Here is a 15,933-nt window from a genome sequence, read left to right as displayed (position 1 = left end):
TATCACTCCGTTTTTTGATTGACAGGCACGAATTACATGAAAAGCACTCTTTCTTCTACAAGGAAAGTGCATTCATGTAATGCGTGCCTGAATATTATAAACCATATCATCATGTTCCAACAAGAAATCAACCAATATCTTACCACCCATCATTATACACGCATTAATTTAAAGGCCGTATTGTTCGATATGGACGGAGTATTGTTCGACTCCATGAAGAACCATGCCACCGCCTGGCATGAGGCAATGAAGCAATACGGAATGAGCCTTAGCAAAGAGGAAGCCTACCTCCACGAAGGACGTACCGGTGCGGCAACCATCAACATCGTCAGCCAAAGAGAAAGAGGCTATGAGGCCGATGAAAAAGAAATCAAACAAATCTATCAGACAAAGAGTGATATATTCAATCAGTTGCCCAAAGCCGACCCTATGCCCGGTGCTTTCGAGGTGCTGAAGAAAATAAAAGAAGCCGGACTGACTCCAATGGTGGTTACCGGTTCCGGACAACTTTCCTTATTAGATAAACTGAACCATTATTTCCCAGGCATTTTCCAGCGGGAACTGATGGTGACTGCTTTCGATGTAAAATACGGAAAACCCAATCCCGAACCTTACCTGATGGCTTTGCAGAAAGCCGGCATACAAGCCAACGAAGCAGTAGTCATTGAGAATGCGCCGTTAGGAGTCAGAGCGGGAGTAGCTGCCGGAATCTTCACCATCGCATTGAACACCGGTCCGCTTCCAGACAACGTACTTCTGCAAGAAGGTGCCAACATCTTGTTTCCGTCCATGTCTGCGTTTAATGAGAATTGGGAAACTTGCCGCCAAAGTTTACAAGAAGTATCTCTATAAAGAAAAATCCACGGAAAACTAAAACTAACATTTCAGTTTCCCGTGGATTTTTTATGCCAAATAAATTACTTATTCCAAAGCAAACAGCTTGCTTCTTGACAGTAGAGAAGAGCCTATAACATTTGCCTTTTCTTTCAGTTCAGACAACACAATATCTGAGTCTTTATACATCAAATTCAACGTATACTTACGAACTGCAGAAATAACCGGTGGCAACAAATACTCTCCCACCTTCGAGAATTCTCCTCCAATAATTACCTGTTCCGGATTGAAGACATTAATCAGGTCACCAATATGGCGTCCCAGCTTTGCACCGATTTCTTCCACCAATTCAATCGCCAGCACATCTTCACGACGAACAGCAGAAATAATATCAGCCAATGTAATCTCATCGATTGTCTTTTCTTTCAACAATACAGAGTTCTCTCCCTGACGCAGACGCGCAATAAACTTACGATACAAAGCAGAGCAAGACACTTCCGTTTCAATACATCCTTTTTTACCGCAATAACAAATCTGCTGATTGTCATATCCGTAATTATGACCAAATTCTCCGGCAAAGCCAGACATACCAGAATACAACTTACCATCTATAATGATAGCAAGCCCCAGCCCCCAGTTTACATTCACATAAATCAGGTTTTTCGGACATTTTTCTGAACGCATGATGTATTCTCCGTAAGCCATTGCACGGCTATCGTTATCAATACATACATTAATACCCATTCTTTCTGTGAACATCTCAGCCAAAGGTTTGTCACCATAAGTCAGATGCGTGTAGCTGCAACCTGTTTCCGGATTTACTCTTCCGGTCATACCAATACAGATATTCAAAATCTTTGATTTATCACACGGAAGCTCATCGATAAACGTTTCTATCTCCTGACAGATACGCTCCAAACATTCCGGTGTATTTTCCAGCTTAAATGGTATTTCCATTTTGGTCTGAAGTACTTCTCCCTTAAAGTTGATAGCCCCCAGACTTAATGACTGTACAGCCAGAGCGACTCCTATAAAATAGGCAGAATCCGCATTCAAGCCATACAAACTTGGATGGCGTCCTCCACTGGTTTCCAGTTTTCCACAATCATTCACATATCCTTCCTTGCACATTTCATCTACAAATTTTGTCACGGTAGGAACACTTAGTCCCATCGACTTGGACAAATCTGTAATTGTAGTGCTACCCGCATAAATCAAGTGCGTAATGATACGTTGCTTCACCAATGCACTTTTAACGCCTTTCTGTATATTCGTCAATAGAGTCTGACCCATATTTGTTATTTTTTATAGAAACATTTACAAATGTAGAATTTTTCTTTAAAAACTCATACATAAAAAATCTATTTTTTTATTTGCCTTTCTGAATAAGCTTTGATATATTTGCATAGAGTAAGAATTTCTTATCAATTAAGGAACAAGTTAATTTAATTTCAATATTCAAAATTCTAACCACCATGAGATTAATCATTGAACCCGATTACAGTTCTCTGTCCAACTGGGCAGCAAACTATGTTGCAAAAAAAATCAACGCAGCTAATCCAACCAAAGAAAAACCGTTTGTATTAGGACTTCCCACAGGTTCATCTCCTCTGGGTATGTATAAAGCCCTGATTGAATTAAACAAAAAGGGAGTGGTATCATTCAAGAATGTAGTGACTTTCAATATGGACGAATACGTAGGTTTGCCGGAATCTCATCCTGAAAGCTACCATTCATTTATGTTCAACAATTTCTTCAACCATATTGACATCTGCAAGGAAAACATTCACATCCTGAACGGTAATGCAGCCGATCTGGAAGCTGAATGCGCCAACTATGAAAAAGAAATTGAAAAGTTCGGCGGCATTGACCTGTTCTTAGGAGGTATCGGTCCTGACGGTCATATTGCTTTCAACGAACCGGGATCTTCACTGACTTCACGCACACGTGTGAAAACACTGACTACAGATACCATCATCGCTAACTCACGTTTCTTTGACAATGACGTAAATAAAGTGCCTAAGACTGCCTTGACTGTAGGAGTCGGAACTGTACTTTCTGCAAAAGAAGTGCTGATTATCTGTAACGGTCATAACAAAGCACGTGCTCTACAGCACGCAGTAGAAGGCGGCATCACACAGATGTGGACCATCAGCGCATTGCAGATGCACCAGCACGGTATCATCGTATGTGACGAAGCTGCTACCGATGAATTGAAAGTCGGCACCTACAAATACTTCAAGGATATTGAAAAGAACAACCTTTAATTCATTGAATCATGAGAACCAATCTTAGCTCTCAAATTTCACTGAACCGCGTTTCCCCACGCTACTATCGTCCGGGAAACGCCGTAGAACGTTCTGTCCTTACACGATTGGAAAAAATCCCTACCAATATCTTTGAAACAATTGAAGAAGGTGTAGAACAAATTGCCAATGAAATCGTAGCTAAAATACAGGACAGACAACATGAAGGAAAATTCTGTACAATCGCCATAGGTACAGGAGCTTCCCTCCGTCCACTGTTCACAGAACTCATCCGTAAACATAAAGACGAAGGAGTAAGCTTCCGTAATGTAGTCTTCTTCAATCTATATGAATATTATCCATTGGTTGAAGGGGCAGGAAGCAGCTTCAACCATTTAAACAAACTTTTCCTTTCACAGATAGACATTGACCACCAAAACATCTTTACGATGGATGGTAGCATTCCACAGGAAGCTATCATTGAACACTGCCGCTTGTACGAACAGCGCATACAGACTTTTGGAGGTCTTGATATGGTCATTATGGGTATCGGCCGTGAAGGAAACATCGGTATGAATGAGCCAGGCTCACATGCCAGCTCTACCACCCGTCTGATTTTGGTTGATGCCACTTCCCGTTCTGAAGCCGCACGTAATATCGGTGTAGACAATCTTCCTCCCTGCTCCATCACCATGGGTATCAACACCATTATGGGAGCAAGAAAGATTTACATGCTGGCTTGGGGAGAAGACAAAGCAGACATTATCCGAAGCGCGGTAGAAGATAAAGTAAGTGACACATTACCTGCATCTTACCTGCAACTTCATACAAATACTACCGTTTGTGTAGACCTGGCAGGAGCAGCCCATCTGACCCGTATCCAGCGTCCATGGCTAGTAACCAGCTGTGAATGGAACGACAAACTGGTGAGAAGTGCTATCGTATGGTTATGTACTACTTTGAACAAACCTATCCTGAAACTGACCAACAAGGATTACAACGAAAATGGCTTAAGTGAACTGCTGGCTCTTTACGGTTCTGCTTACAATGCCAACATCAAGGTATTCAATGACCTTCAGCACACCATTACCGGATGGCCGGGCGGAAAACCGAATGCTGACGATACATACCGTCCGGAACGTGCCAAACCGTTCCCGAAACGTGTAGTCGTATTCTCTCCACATCCGGATGACGATGTAATCTCCATGGGAGGTACACTGCGCCGTCTCGTACAGCAGGGACATGAAGTACACGTAGCTTACGAAACTTCTGGAAACATTGCCGTAGGCGATGAAGAAGTAGTACGCTTCATGCATTTCATCAATGGCTTTAACCAGCTGTTCGAAAACAGTGAAGATAAAGTAATCTGCGACAAATACGCTGAAATCAAGCAGTTCTTCTCTACTAAGAAAGAAGGCGACATGGATACACGCGATATTCTGACCATCAAAGGTCTGATTCGCCGTGGTGAAGCTCGTACCGCTTGTACGTTCAACCATATTCCGCTCAGCCGTTGCCACTTCCTTGACCTTCCGTTCTATGAGACCGGAAAGATTGAAAAGAATCCTATCAGCGAAGCCGATGTAGAAATCGTTCTGAACCTGCTCCGCGAAGTAAAACCTCATCAGATTTACGTAGCTGGTGACTTGGCCGACCCGCACGGTACCCACCGCGTATGTACGGACGCTGTCTTTGCCGCTATTGATGAAGAGAAGAATGCCGGTGCAGAATGGCTGAACGACTGCCGCATCTGGATGTATCGTGGTGCATGGGCTGAATGGGAAATCGAAAACATCGAAATGGCCGTACCCCTGAGTCCGGAAGAACTTCGTGCAAAACGTAATTCTATCCTGAAACATCAGTCTCAGATGGAAAGCGCACCGTTCCTGGGCAATGACGAACGTCTGTTCTGGCAAAGAAGTGAAGACCGCAACCGTGGAACCGCTTCACTTTACGACCAGTTAGGCCTGGCTTGCTATGAAGCTATGGAAGCATTTGTAGAATATAAACCTATCTAAGTGCATATTACATTTTAAGCAAAAGACACAGAAACGTAGAAGTCCATCCTCAAGGAAGAACTTCTCGTTTCCGTGTCTTTTTTATTTCTGTTTTTACCAAATCTTTATTACCTACATGAAAAAACTACTTATACCCGCATTTGCATTCTGGCTCAGTTGCCTCTTCCCGTCGTGCACCTCGACTTCTCCCAACCATTTTCTAAAAGAAGCCGATTACCGCAACAAGGTGGAAGCTGATTTCGGACAAAAGAAAGAGATTCTCAATCGGGGAAATCTTTTTGACATTTTCAATGAAGACATGTCACTGGAGGAACGGGAAGCCATGATGTTCCTGTATGCCTACATGACTCCAGGCGATATTTCCGACTATTCCGGAGAATTTTACCTGAAAAATGTACGCCTGGCACTTCAGAACCGCAAAGAGACTTCATGGGGAGCCGGAATTCCTGACATGATATTCCGCCACTTTGTACTCCCTGTCAGAGTGAACAACGAAAACCTAGACAATGCACGCGAAGTATTCCGTCAGGAACTGATGCCGCGTGTGGAAAAACTGTCCATGTACGATGCCGTGCTGGAAGTAAACCACTGGTGTCATGAAAAAGTAATCTATACCCCGACCGACATCCGTACCAGTGCCCCGATGGCTACTGTCAAGACGGCTTACGGACGCTGCGGTGAAGAATCTACCTTCCTGGTAGCCGCTCTCCGTGCCGTAGGTATCCCTGCCCGTCAGGTGTACACTCCGCGCTGGGCACACACAGACGACAACCATGCCTGGGTAGAAGCCTGGGTGGACGGCAAATGGTACTTCCTTGGTGCCTGCGAACCGGAACCGGTACTGAATCTGGGATGGTTCAACGCTCCTGCCAGCAGAGGAATGCTGATGCACACCAAAGTATTCGGTGCATACGACGGACCGGAAGAAGTGATGAAAACCACTGCCAACTATACGGAAATCAACATCATCGACAACTACGGACAGAGTGCACCCGTCACTGTTACGGTGGTAGATGCTCAGGGTAAAGCTGTAGAAGGCGCTCACGTAGAGTTTAAGATTTACAATTACGCTGAATTCTTCACCGTAGCCAACAAAACGACCGACGCACAAGGAAAAGCTTCGCTTTCTGCCGGATTGGGCGACATGGTAGTCTACGCTTCGGCAAATGACCACTTCGGCTTGCAGAAAGTATCTTTCGGAAAAGATAAAGAAGTCACATTGACACTTTCTCACCGTCCGGGAGATGTATTTACCGATACCTTGCACATCGTGCCGCCGGCTGAAAAGGCCAACTTCCCGGAAGTGACCGATGCACAGCGTAAGGAAAACACCCTTCGCATGGCTCAGGAAGATTCTATCCGCAACGCCTACGTAGCCAGCTTCCCGACCGAAGAAAAGGCCAAAGCTTTTGCAGAAGGACTGAAACTGGATGTGAACCAGACAAGCACATACATTCTGAAATCCAGAGGAAACCATGCGGACATCATGCAGTTCCTGTCGAATGCAGCAGAAAAGGGACAGGGTGCCCGTGCATTGGAATTGCTCAGCACACTGGCTGATAAAGACCTGCGCGATACACCTTGCAGCATCCTGGAAGACCATTTGTATGCTACCGATGCGAAAGCTGACGTGAAAGAAGTGCTTGCACCGCGCATTGCCACTGAAATGCTGACTCCTTACCGCACTTACCTGCAGAAAGCCTTGTCTGCCGAACTAGCCGCACAAATCAAAGCTGACCCGCAAGTACTCGTGAAATGGTGTAAGGACAGCTTGTCTATCCGCAACGACCTGAGTACGATATTCACCATTACTTCACCCGAAGGCGTATGGCGCAGCCGTGTGACTGACTCACAGTCAAGAGACATTTTCTTTGTAGCTGCTGCCCGCAGCTTAGGTATCCCCGCCTGGAAGGATGAAGTAAACGGTAACATCTGCTACCGCCTCAACGGAAAACCGGTATTGGTGGACTTTGAAAGTTCAGAAGGTGGAAGTCTGTCGGAAGGTGTATTGAAAGCTACTTACCAGCCTATTCCGCGACTGGACAATCCGAAATACTACACACACTTCACCCTGTCGAAATATGACAACGGCACATTCCAGTTACAGAACCATCCGGAAGATGCCAGCTGGGCTTCTCTGCTGAAAAACGGAAGCAGCATGTCGACCGGTTATTACATGATGGTAACGGGTAGCCGTATGGCCAACGGAGGCGTATTGAGCCAGGTTTCATTCTTCACTGTCGACAAAGGAAAGACCACGGTAACTCCTCTCTGCATGCGCAACAATACGGAAGAAGTACGTGTTATCGGCAGCTTCAATTCAGAAGCACTCTACACCCGTCCGGACACCGATGAACAAGTATCCGTACTCAACACTACCGGAAGAGGATATTACATTGTCGGCGTATTGGGCGTAGGTCAGGAACCGACCAACCATGCCCTGAAAGACATCGAAGTAAAGAAAGCAGAATTTGAGAAATGGGGACGTACGATCGTACTGCTCTTCACAGACGAAGCAGCTTACAAGAAATTCGACCGCAAGGAATTCCCCAATCTTCCGTCGAACGTAGTATTTGGTATAGACAAGGACGGAAGCATTCTGAAAATGATTGCTGAAAATATGAAACTGGGCAGCAAACCCACCCTGCCGGTGATTATCCTGGGCGATACGTTCAACCGTGTAGTCTTCGAATCACACGGATACACCATCGGCATGGGCGAGCAACTGCTCCATGTTATCCACGGACTGTAAGCGCCTCGATGGTGCGACGCACCTTTTCGGGAGTCGTGACCGGATGAGCATATTCATCCATATCCGTACCTCCCATCGACAAAGCCGGATTGCGAAGAAGCATCCGGCTTTCTTTTTGTTCGCGCGCCGAAAAATGGAACTCACCGGCTCCCGTCACACGAGCCAGTTCCGCAATGTTATGTTCGTTCACTCCGCAACCCGGCATGATGATAATGCGATCGCCCGCCTGCTTCACCAGTTCAGCCAGCAAAGGTGCCCCTTCCATGACCGTAGGCATCTGGCCGGAAGTCAGCACACGGTTCACCCCCATGCCTATCAGTTCTTCAAGTGCCTCACGGGGTGACTTGACATAATCAAACGCACGATGGAAAGTCACCGAAAGTCCTTTAGAAGCTTCCATCAGACGCTGCATGGCCGGCTTGTCCAGCTCGCCTTCCGGTGTAAGACAACCGAACACCACTCCATCGGCTCCCGCCTGACGGGCAGCCCGAATATCTTCTTCCATAATCTCCAGTTCAGAAGGTGTGTACAGAAAATCTCCTCCACGCGGACGGATAATGACATGCAGACGGATGTCAATCAACTTACGGGCCACTTTTATCTCGCCCAACGACGGAGTAGTTCCACCTTCCGGCATGCCGGCACACAATTCTACCCGATGAGCGCCCCCCTGCTGGGCAGCCACGCAACTCTCTGCAGAGTTGGCACAAATTTCAAACATGTAGTTTTTCATCTCTCAGTCAACTTTTAACAGTGATTTTTTTCACCCTCAGAAAAGGCCTTTGCATCTACCGGAAAACGCTTTGACGTTTTAATCAAAACGCAAGTACGTTTTACTTGAAACACAAGTACGTTTTGTATCAAACGTAAAGGAGTTTCAGCACAAACGCAGAAACGTTTTTCTCCGAAAGTACAGACCTCGTTTTCTGAAGGCAGGTAAGTATAAACAAAAAAGCTTATTAAACCGTTCTTTTTCAGTCTAATAAGCTTTATGTACGCCCGTGGGGAGTCGAACCCCAATCGAAGGAACCGGAATCCTTTATTCTATCCATTGAACTACGGGCGCAAATATCAATAAGCACACTTTCCAACGTCCTTTTTGAAAAAGGATATTTCGAAAGCGTGACAAAAATACAATTATTCAGTCTTTTCTCCTAATTTTTTCCTGAAAAAATAGAGAACGAAAACTAAAATAGTTGTACCCTTACACGCCTATACAATCACACGCATCAGAACTGAAAGTAGATAAACGGCTGAATATCGCTGCTTTTCACCTGAATAACCAGATAAATCAATGCAATCATTATCAGTGCCTGGGCTACGAGAGGCATACGCACCATGCCCCGGCTGCACGCATTCTGCCAGCTGTCGGGACAGAAATGAAGCAAGAAGCCTACTCCCATCAGTGCAAATACCTTCCAATAGCCCGTCAGGAGCTGCTCCAGCAATTCCGGATGGAAGGCTGTAAATATCTGGCGAATCATGGTCACCGAAGCCTCAAACGTGGAGTTTCGGAAGAATATCCAACAGAAGCACACAAAATGGAAGGTCAGCACCACGGCAAAGAATTTGCGTACTCCCCGACTGCGGTATTGCTTGGGCCGGCCCAACAGGTTGCGGAAGAACTTATGCAAGGCCAGTGCCACTCCATGCAATCCGCCCCACACCACAAAGTTCCACGAAGCACCGTGCCACAAACCACCTAACAGCATGGTCAGTATCAGGTTGATGTAGGTACGGACTTTTCCTTTCCGGTTACCCCCCAGGGAGATATAAAGATAGTCGCGCAACCAGGACGACAGGGAAATGTGCCATCGGTGCCAGAAGTCGGTCACACTGTCCGACTTATAAGGGGAGTCGAAGTTGAGCGGGAAACGGAATCCCAGCAACAAGGCAATACCGATGGCCATGTCACTGTAGCCCGAAAAGTCACAGTATATCTGCAAGGCATATCCGTAGACGCCAAACAGGTTTTCCAACCCGGAATACAACCCCGGATTATCGAAAATACGTTCTACAAAGTTCACACTGATATAGTCTGAAATCACCGCTTTCTTGAACAAGCCGCTTACAATGAAGAAGATGCCTTGTCCGAACATCTCAGATGATACAAACAAGGGCTGACGGATTTGCGGGATAAAGTCGCGGGCACGCACGATGGGCCCTGCCACCAACTGTGGAAAGAACGACACATAAAACGCGTAATCCAACAAGTTAGTCAACGGTTTCAGGTCACGACGATACACGTCGATGGTATAACTCAGCGACTGGAAGGTAAAGAAGGAAATTCCCACCGGAAGGAATATGTCCAGCGGTTCAAACTGCCCGTGCCACAACGGAGCCAGCATCTCATAAAAGAAATTGGTGTACTTGAAATAACAAAGCAATCCGAGATTGATGCACAAACTGCATACTACCAACAGTTTCCGTTTCCAAGGCTGTACGGTCAGTTCCATCCTGCGAGCCAGCAAGAAGTCGGACACCGTGACAATGCCTAACAGAAAGAAATAAAACCCGCTGCTCTTATAATAGAAATAATAAGAAAACAAGGTAACAAACAGCAGACGCGCCGTAGTCTTTTTCTGCAAAATCAGGTAAATCAGGCTGAATCCGAGAAAAAGCAGCAAGAAGAAGCCACTGCTGAAAATCATCGGTTGCGACGCATCGTACGTCAGCACATCCTTAAGTCTGTCCCAGTCAATTCCAAGTTCCGTCCAGTTGAGTTTCCACATAATTGTTGTATGATTTGATAATCGCTTCGTGTAATAATAATCCCTGTAAAATATATCCGTCCTGCGTAAAATGAATCTTGTCGCGCTGGAAATAGTTTCCGTTACTCCAGTTCAGACAGGCATAGCGTTCACCTCCTACCACGTGATACATATCCCATATAGCGAGTTCCCGTGAAGCCGCATAATCCAGTTCTGTCTTTACCACTAATTTCGTGCGAGGATTGATTACCCTTGCGCCCCGCCGGCCATTGCGGACATAGGCTCCGGGAGGAGTAGTCAGCAGATATACCGCCTGCGGACATCCTTTCTTCAGTTCTCCCAACAGATTGTCCATCTGCGCCAGATGCTCCGCCGAAGAATAACGGCGACCATGCGCTTCATTGGTGCCGAACGAAAGAATAACCAAGTCCGGATTCAGTTCGATAATCTGACGAATGTTCTCAGGGGTAGCAAAAGAAGCACAAGTCGCTCCGTTTACTCCTACGATGTGATATACAATCCCTGCGGCTCCCGTTTCCTGCGCCAGTCCCGAAGTACGGTAACTCACCTGCATATCGAGTACAGCTTCCCGTCCGAAATCGTCTTCCAGCTGACGCCGTACAATATAAGGATACACATGCCCCCGCACATGAGAATCGCCGATGTGCACGATACGTAACGGACGGTCGAGCACGGAAAGCTTCTGCCAGAAAGGCTCCAGTTCATGCGTTGGGTCTATAATCGTATTTTCAGTTGTTCCCTTAAATCCGGCAGGCATCGGATTGCTGACTTCCACAAAACGCATCAGCTGCTGCATGGCCTCGCTGTCGGACACATGTCCGGAATGACGGTCAGGACGCGATTTCTCCGGCAAAGCATCCTGCGCTAAAAGCGGCAATGCTCCCAAAAGGAACCCGAAGAGTATCCCCAAAAAACGTATCTCACTCCATTTCATAAGCTTTTCGTTTTTCGTACTGTTCCTTGCCGTACATCAAGGTCTCAAACAGAAGTCCGGCAATGTGCTTTCCTCCTCTGAAATTGATGTGAGTATAATCATAATTGGCCATCTGAGGCTTGTGGTTCACCATCTCTACCATACTACCTTCTCCTCCCATGGCTTCGAACATATTCCAGAATGCCACCCCCGTTTCTGCCGCAAGTGCCTGCTGGTAACGAATCAAACGCTTCACACCCGGCATGGTACGCAATTCACCGTTTTCATCCTTGTTTTCTCTATCTCCCACACCGACAATCAGGACAGAAGCCTCCGGAAAGGCCGTCTTCAAACGCTCCACTATAGGTTTCATCGCATCCTTGTAATAGGTATAGTTCATTACCTTGTCTGAAGCCACATTCAACCCGTACTGCAACACAATCAAATCGTATGTACGCAAACGGTTGTATTGGCGAAGTATCGACATCGGAATATTACCCAACTGCTGTCCGCTGCTTCCACGGGTACTGAAGTTATCGACTACCACACCTTGACGCGGATCCATCGTCACGGCATAGAACAAAGCCGTAGAATCCAGTTGTTCCACTTTCCAGCGCACAGAGCCGATACGTCCGTTCACAGACACAGCTTGTAATTCATCTTTTCCATCTACAGAGAATGGCTGTGCCTCTCCCCCATTGACGGATGCAGTCAGCCGTAAAGAATCGGAAGTCAGAAAATAACAGGTAGACACTTCGCAGGTATCAAGATGCGACAAGAAGCGTTTCTCACCTTTCAAGCTTACATAAGCTCCCGAAGAAGGAATAAAATAATGATTGGAAATATCCTGACGAGAACGGTCAAAATAGGTGGAATCCGTAATAGAATGACTGCCCCATCCGCCAAACGAATGATGTACCGTAGGGCGGAAGCCGGCTATTTTCGTTGTGATGGGCACATATCCTACCCCACATCCGCCAAAACGTTTCTGCAACATTTCACGTAAGTCACCGGTCAAGATGTCGGCCTCAATAAATGAATCTCCGAAATAGGCAATACGTACCGGGCGGCCTAAAGAAGAAACCTTTCCCAAAGCCTCATAAAAATACTCCATTCCACGCCCCGCAGAATCGGCATATTCTTCAATGCAGACCATTCCACTCTTGCAGGTATCCACAAAAGCAGGCTTTACGGGAGGCGGCAATACCAGTGTATCAGAATCCATAGGTTCTGCTACTTCCTTCTTTATACGAATATCTGAAAGCAAATCAACCCTTCTCAAAGGTTCGCCACGAAAAGAAACAGACGGCAAAAAATGCATGGCAAACAGACCTGCCACCACCAGAAGGGTGAACAGAAAAGTGTATAACAATTTATTCTTCATGAACTTTCCTCTAAAACCGGGTGCAAAGATAGTGAAAGGTGAGAGCAATACCAAGCCAAAAGCTTGCTTTTAAGCGCAAGTATTGCCGAACCGCATCCTATCTTCGAGAAATCAAAGATAGTGAAAGGTGAGAGCAATACCAAGCCAAAAGCTTGCTTTTAAGTACAGATATTGCCGGACCGTATCCTATGTTCAAGGAATCAAAGATAGAGGAATTTTAAGTAAAAAAGATTATCCGATATGCTTTTCTCGAATATTCTTCAAAAAATCATCGACCATGCGGTAACCTTTTTCTGTGGTAATCCCCCGCATGTGTAAGATAGTGATTTCACTATAGATTTCAGCCAGCGGATAATGGTCTGTAATGTCTGAATAAATCAACAAGTCCATCTGCATGGCCATGGCCTGATTTATAATCTGGAAATTAATGTCGCTGCGAAAAATACCTTGCTCTACCCCCTTTTGAAAATAGGCCAGCGCATCAGCATCTCCCCTGCGACGGTCATCGTGTATATATTCCAACACCTTGGAATATCTGCGCAAGTCACGAAAAAACAAAGGGTTTACCGTACATAACTCATTGAACTTACGCTCATAAAATGTAAGGATTACTTCCAGCACATTGTTCGCGCTGGAAGCAATCTCTTGCATATACTCATTCATACAACGACGATAGAAACGGAAAACTTCCAGTAGAAGTTCTTCTTTATCTCCAAACAGCTCATAAAGCGTACGCTTGGATATAGAAAGCGAACTTGCTATATCGTCCATGTGCACAGCCTTAATCCCCAAAGTCATAAAAGACTTGGAAGCTGTTTCCACCACACGCAACTTTAACTCTTCACGGTCGTTTTCCTTTCTTCGCCCTGCCATTATCTATATCAATGAATAATTCCTAATTTTGAAGTTTCCACAAACTGGATAATGTTTTCAATTTCCGGTCCGTTAGGAATCTGTTCACGAATACGTCCCAATGCATCATGCAAAGAAGTATTGGCCTTATAAAGGATACGATATGCTTGTGCAATGTGTTTGATAATGGTTTCAGAAAAACCGGTATGCTCCAGCACCTTTGTATTGATGCTATAGAATGCAATCGGTTCATGGGCTGCTACAATATATGGAGGAATGTCCTTGATGAAACGGCATCCACCCTGCACTACTGAGAAACTTCCCAGGCGTGTATTTCCCTGCATCAGCACATTGGAAGTAAGGATGGCATTGTCATAGATAATACAGTTGCCTGAAACCTGTGAACCGTTACCGATAATGCAACGGTTACCCACTTCCACATCATGAGAAAGACGGGCCCCACTCATGATGAAGTTACCATTACCCACTTTCGTAGCATGTGAAGCATGTGTACCGCGAATAATCACGGCATTTTCACGAATCACATTGTTATTGCCGATAATAGCCAGTGTTTCTTCACCTGTAAAGGCAAAATCCTGGGGAACTGCTGCCACAACAGCTCCCTGATAAACTGTATTTCCATTTCCCATACGTGTGCCGCTCATCAGACTGGCATAGGGCATAATCACGTTGTCATCGCCTATCTCTACATTCTTGTCGATATAGGCAAATGGATGAACCGTCACGTTCTTACCCAATTTGGCTGACGGATCTACATAAGCTAAAGGACTTATCATAGTTTTCTCATTTTAAGGTTAATCAATTTCTTCCTCCTCCCAACGCACTGTACAAGTTGATGACAGCTTGCATACGCTGGAAATTATCAGCTACCTCTGACAGCTGTGCGCTCAACAGATTCTGCTGTGCAGTCAGGATTTCCAGATAAGTGGCATCTCCACTTTGGAACAAGGCTTTGGTATAAGTCACCGCCTTATCCAACTGTTCTACCTGTCCACGGTCTTCCACCAGTTTCTTATTCTGTGTATCGAACAGATACAAAGCATCGCTCACTTCCTTACCAGCTTCCAGGATAGTCTGCTGATAATTCATCTGAGCAATCTTTTCTTCTGCTTTTGAAACCTTCAGGTTAGCAATCAGCTTACCGTTATTGAAAATAGGCTGAGCCAATGAAGCCAAAGCCTGCAACATAAATTCACCCGGATTAGCCACTGTAACACCTGAGCCGTTTGTCCATCCAGCCAGACCTGTAATGTTCAAGCCCGGATAGAATGCTGCACGTGCGGAATTAGTTGTATAATAAGCCGCAGCAAGCGTCATTTCAGCCATCTTCACGTCCGGACGGTTTTCCAGCAACTGCATCGGTACGCCCGCAGCCAGTTCTTCCGGCATAACCTGTTCGTCCAATGTACTGCGTTCGATGGTCTGAGGAGCCTTAGCCAACAGCACAGCTAATGAATTTTCTGTTTCACGCACCTGACGTTTCAAATCCATCAATGAAGCCTCAACCTGATGGCTGGCAGCACGCATCTGTGCTACAGCAGCTTCGGTTGTCATACCGGCAATTTTCATGGCTTCCATTACTCGTACGTTTTCTTTATAGATAGCAGCCGTTTCAGTCGTAATTTCTACCTGACGGTCGAGCATCAGCAAAGAATAGTACACGTTAGCTATACCACAAATAATTTGTGAACGTACAGCCTGTTCTGCATACTGGCTCTGTTCGTAGGCTACTTTCTGACCACGTTTGGTATTCAGAATCTTTCCGAACAAGTCAATTTCCCAGCTGGCAGACACTGGAAGCTGGTATGCCTTTACATAATTTCCACCTCCCATGCTGGTTGTAGAACCTTGTGGAGCCAGATTAATAGAAGGCAAATAAGATAATTTAGCTGCAGTCAGCATCACATTCGCTTCCTGTACACGGAGCGCAGCAGCCTGCATATCTACATTATTAGCCAATCCTTCCTCAATCAAGGCCTGCAGTTTGGCATCACGGAAAATGTCTTTCCAAGGCAAATTTCCCATATTAGCCGTATCGGCAGCCAGTGTATCGGTTGCCGAAGCCGGGTCACGATAGACGCCTGAGGCATCTATCGTTTCCGGACGGTCATAAGCTTTGTAAATGTGGCAACTGCTCATCATGGCAGCCAGACACATCATTCCTATTATCTGTTTTTTCAT

Annotated in this window: 12 protein-coding genes and 1 tRNA gene; 4 read left to right on the top strand and 9 right to left on the bottom strand. The window is 45.8% G+C overall.

Annotated elements, in window-relative coordinates:
- Nucleotides 1-111 precede the first annotated feature (111 nt).
- A complete protein-coding gene (locus BACPLE_RS09325) occupies nucleotides 112-852 on the top strand; it encodes an HAD-IA family hydrolase (protein ID WP_007561187.1) in 741 nt (246 codons plus the stop codon).
- Nucleotides 853-921: 69 nt separating this feature from the next.
- On the opposite strand, the gene BACPLE_RS09320 is transcribed toward BACPLE_RS09325, so the two are convergent.
- Nucleotides 922-2,127 carry an ROK family transcriptional regulator gene (locus BACPLE_RS09320; RefSeq protein WP_007561185.1) on the bottom strand — a complete coding sequence of 402 codons (1,206 nt, stop codon included), beginning with the start codon at nucleotides 2,125-2,127 and terminating at the stop codon, nucleotides 922-924.
- A gap of 182 nt (nucleotides 2,128-2,309) precedes the next feature.
- Between BACPLE_RS09320 and nagB the strand changes: the two genes are divergently transcribed.
- From nagB to BACPLE_RS09305, 3 genes are all read left to right on the top strand, one after another.
- Entirely contained in the window at nucleotides 2,310-3,101 is a 792-nt protein-coding gene (nagB, locus tag BACPLE_RS09315) for a glucosamine-6-phosphate deaminase (protein WP_007561183.1), read from the top strand.
- A gap of 11 nt (nucleotides 3,102-3,112) precedes the next feature.
- Nucleotides 3,113-5,098 (top strand): glucosamine-6-phosphate deaminase, encoded by a 1,986-nt coding sequence (locus BACPLE_RS09310; protein ID WP_040312789.1) that lies wholly within the window; start codon nucleotides 3,113-3,115, stop codon nucleotides 5,096-5,098.
- 115 nt (nucleotides 5,099-5,213) lie between these two features.
- Nucleotides 5,214-7,850 carry a transglutaminase domain-containing protein gene (locus BACPLE_RS09305; RefSeq protein WP_007561180.1) on the top strand — a complete coding sequence of 879 codons (2,637 nt, stop codon included), beginning with the start codon at nucleotides 5,214-5,216 and terminating at the stop codon, nucleotides 7,848-7,850.
- Here the strand turns inward: BACPLE_RS09305 and BACPLE_RS09300 are convergent.
- From BACPLE_RS09300 to BACPLE_RS09260, 8 genes are all read right to left on the bottom strand, one after another.
- Nucleotides 7,834-8,583, bottom strand: coding sequence for a copper homeostasis protein CutC (locus tag BACPLE_RS09300; protein ID WP_007561178.1), 750 nt, complete (start codon nucleotides 8,581-8,583; stop codon nucleotides 7,834-7,836). The genes BACPLE_RS09305 and BACPLE_RS09300 overlap by 17 nt on opposite strands.
- A 261-nt stretch (nucleotides 8,584-8,844) precedes the next feature.
- Nucleotides 8,845-8,916 (bottom strand) — tRNA-Arg (locus BACPLE_RS09290).
- Nucleotides 8,917-9,079: 163 nt separating this feature from the next.
- The gene (locus BACPLE_RS09285) at nucleotides 9,080-10,582 is read right to left on the bottom strand and encodes an MBOAT family O-acyltransferase (protein WP_007561176.1); all 1,503 of its coding nucleotides are present in this window, start codon (nucleotides 10,580-10,582) and stop codon (nucleotides 9,080-9,082) included.
- Nucleotides 10,548-11,516: a GDSL-type esterase/lipase family protein gene (locus BACPLE_RS09280; protein WP_007561174.1), complete on the bottom strand. Its 969-nt coding sequence runs from the start codon at nucleotides 11,514-11,516 to the stop codon at nucleotides 10,548-10,550. The genes BACPLE_RS09285 and BACPLE_RS09280 overlap by 35 nt, the downstream gene beginning before the upstream one ends.
- Entirely contained in the window at nucleotides 11,503-12,879 is a 1,377-nt protein-coding gene (locus BACPLE_RS09275) for an SGNH/GDSL hydrolase family protein (protein ID WP_007561172.1), read from the bottom strand. The genes BACPLE_RS09280 and BACPLE_RS09275 overlap by 14 nt, the downstream gene beginning before the upstream one ends.
- A gap of 231 nt (nucleotides 12,880-13,110) precedes the next feature.
- Nucleotides 13,111-13,752 carry a TetR/AcrR family transcriptional regulator gene (locus BACPLE_RS09270; RefSeq protein ID WP_007561170.1) on the bottom strand — a complete coding sequence of 214 codons (642 nt, stop codon included), beginning with the start codon at nucleotides 13,750-13,752 and terminating at the stop codon, nucleotides 13,111-13,113.
- Nucleotides 13,753-13,760: 8 nt separating this feature from the next.
- On the bottom strand, nucleotides 13,761-14,528 hold the full coding sequence (lpxA, locus tag BACPLE_RS09265; RefSeq protein ID WP_007561168.1) for an acyl-ACP--UDP-N-acetylglucosamine O-acyltransferase: 768 nt from the start codon (nucleotides 14,526-14,528) through the stop codon (nucleotides 13,761-13,763).
- Between the two features lie 22 nt (nucleotides 14,529-14,550).
- Nucleotides 14,551-15,933 carry a TolC family protein gene (locus BACPLE_RS09260; protein ID WP_007561167.1) on the bottom strand — a complete coding sequence of 461 codons (1,383 nt, stop codon included), beginning with the start codon at nucleotides 15,931-15,933 and terminating at the stop codon, nucleotides 14,551-14,553.

The sequence above is a fragment of the Phocaeicola plebeius DSM 17135 genome (assembly GCF_000187895.1).
GTDB lineage: Bacteria > Bacteroidota > Bacteroidia > Bacteroidales > Bacteroidaceae > Phocaeicola > Phocaeicola plebeius.
This window is presented reverse-complemented; position numbering and strand designations above follow the sequence as displayed.

Bases quoted from the DNA above. Each gene is read 5' to 3' on its own strand.
- BACPLE_RS09325 (WP_007561187.1), top strand. From the start codon at position 112: ATGTTCCAACAAGAAATCAACCAATATCTTACCACCCATCATTATACA.
- BACPLE_RS09320 (WP_007561185.1), bottom strand. From the start codon at position 2,127: ATGGGTCAGACTCTATTGACGAATATACAGAAAGGCGTTAAAAGTGCA.
- nagB (WP_007561183.1), top strand. From the start codon at position 2,310: ATGAGATTAATCATTGAACCCGATTACAGTTCTCTGTCCAACTGGGCA.
- BACPLE_RS09310 (WP_040312789.1), top strand. From the start codon at position 3,113: ATGAGAACCAATCTTAGCTCTCAAATTTCACTGAACCGCGTTTCCCCA.
- BACPLE_RS09305 (WP_007561180.1), top strand. From the start codon at position 5,214: ATGAAAAAACTACTTATACCCGCATTTGCATTCTGGCTCAGTTGCCTC.
- BACPLE_RS09300 (WP_007561178.1), bottom strand. From the start codon at position 8,583: ATGAAAAACTACATGTTTGAAATTTGTGCCAACTCTGCAGAGAGTTGC.
- BACPLE_RS09285 (WP_007561176.1), bottom strand. From the start codon at position 10,582: ATGTGGAAACTCAACTGGACGGAACTTGGAATTGACTGGGACAGACTT.
- BACPLE_RS09280 (WP_007561174.1), bottom strand. From the start codon at position 11,516: ATGAAATGGAGTGAGATACGTTTTTTGGGGATACTCTTCGGGTTCCTT.
- BACPLE_RS09275 (WP_007561172.1), bottom strand. From the start codon at position 12,879: ATGAAGAATAAATTGTTATACACTTTTCTGTTCACCCTTCTGGTGGTG.
- BACPLE_RS09270 (WP_007561170.1), bottom strand. From the start codon at position 13,752: ATGGCAGGGCGAAGAAAGGAAAACGACCGTGAAGAGTTAAAGTTGCGT.
- lpxA (WP_007561168.1), bottom strand. From the start codon at position 14,528: ATGATAAGTCCTTTAGCTTATGTAGATCCGTCAGCCAAATTGGGTAAG.
- BACPLE_RS09260 (WP_007561167.1), bottom strand. From the start codon at position 15,933: ATGAAAAAACAGATAATAGGAATGATGTGTCTGGCTGCCATGATGAGC.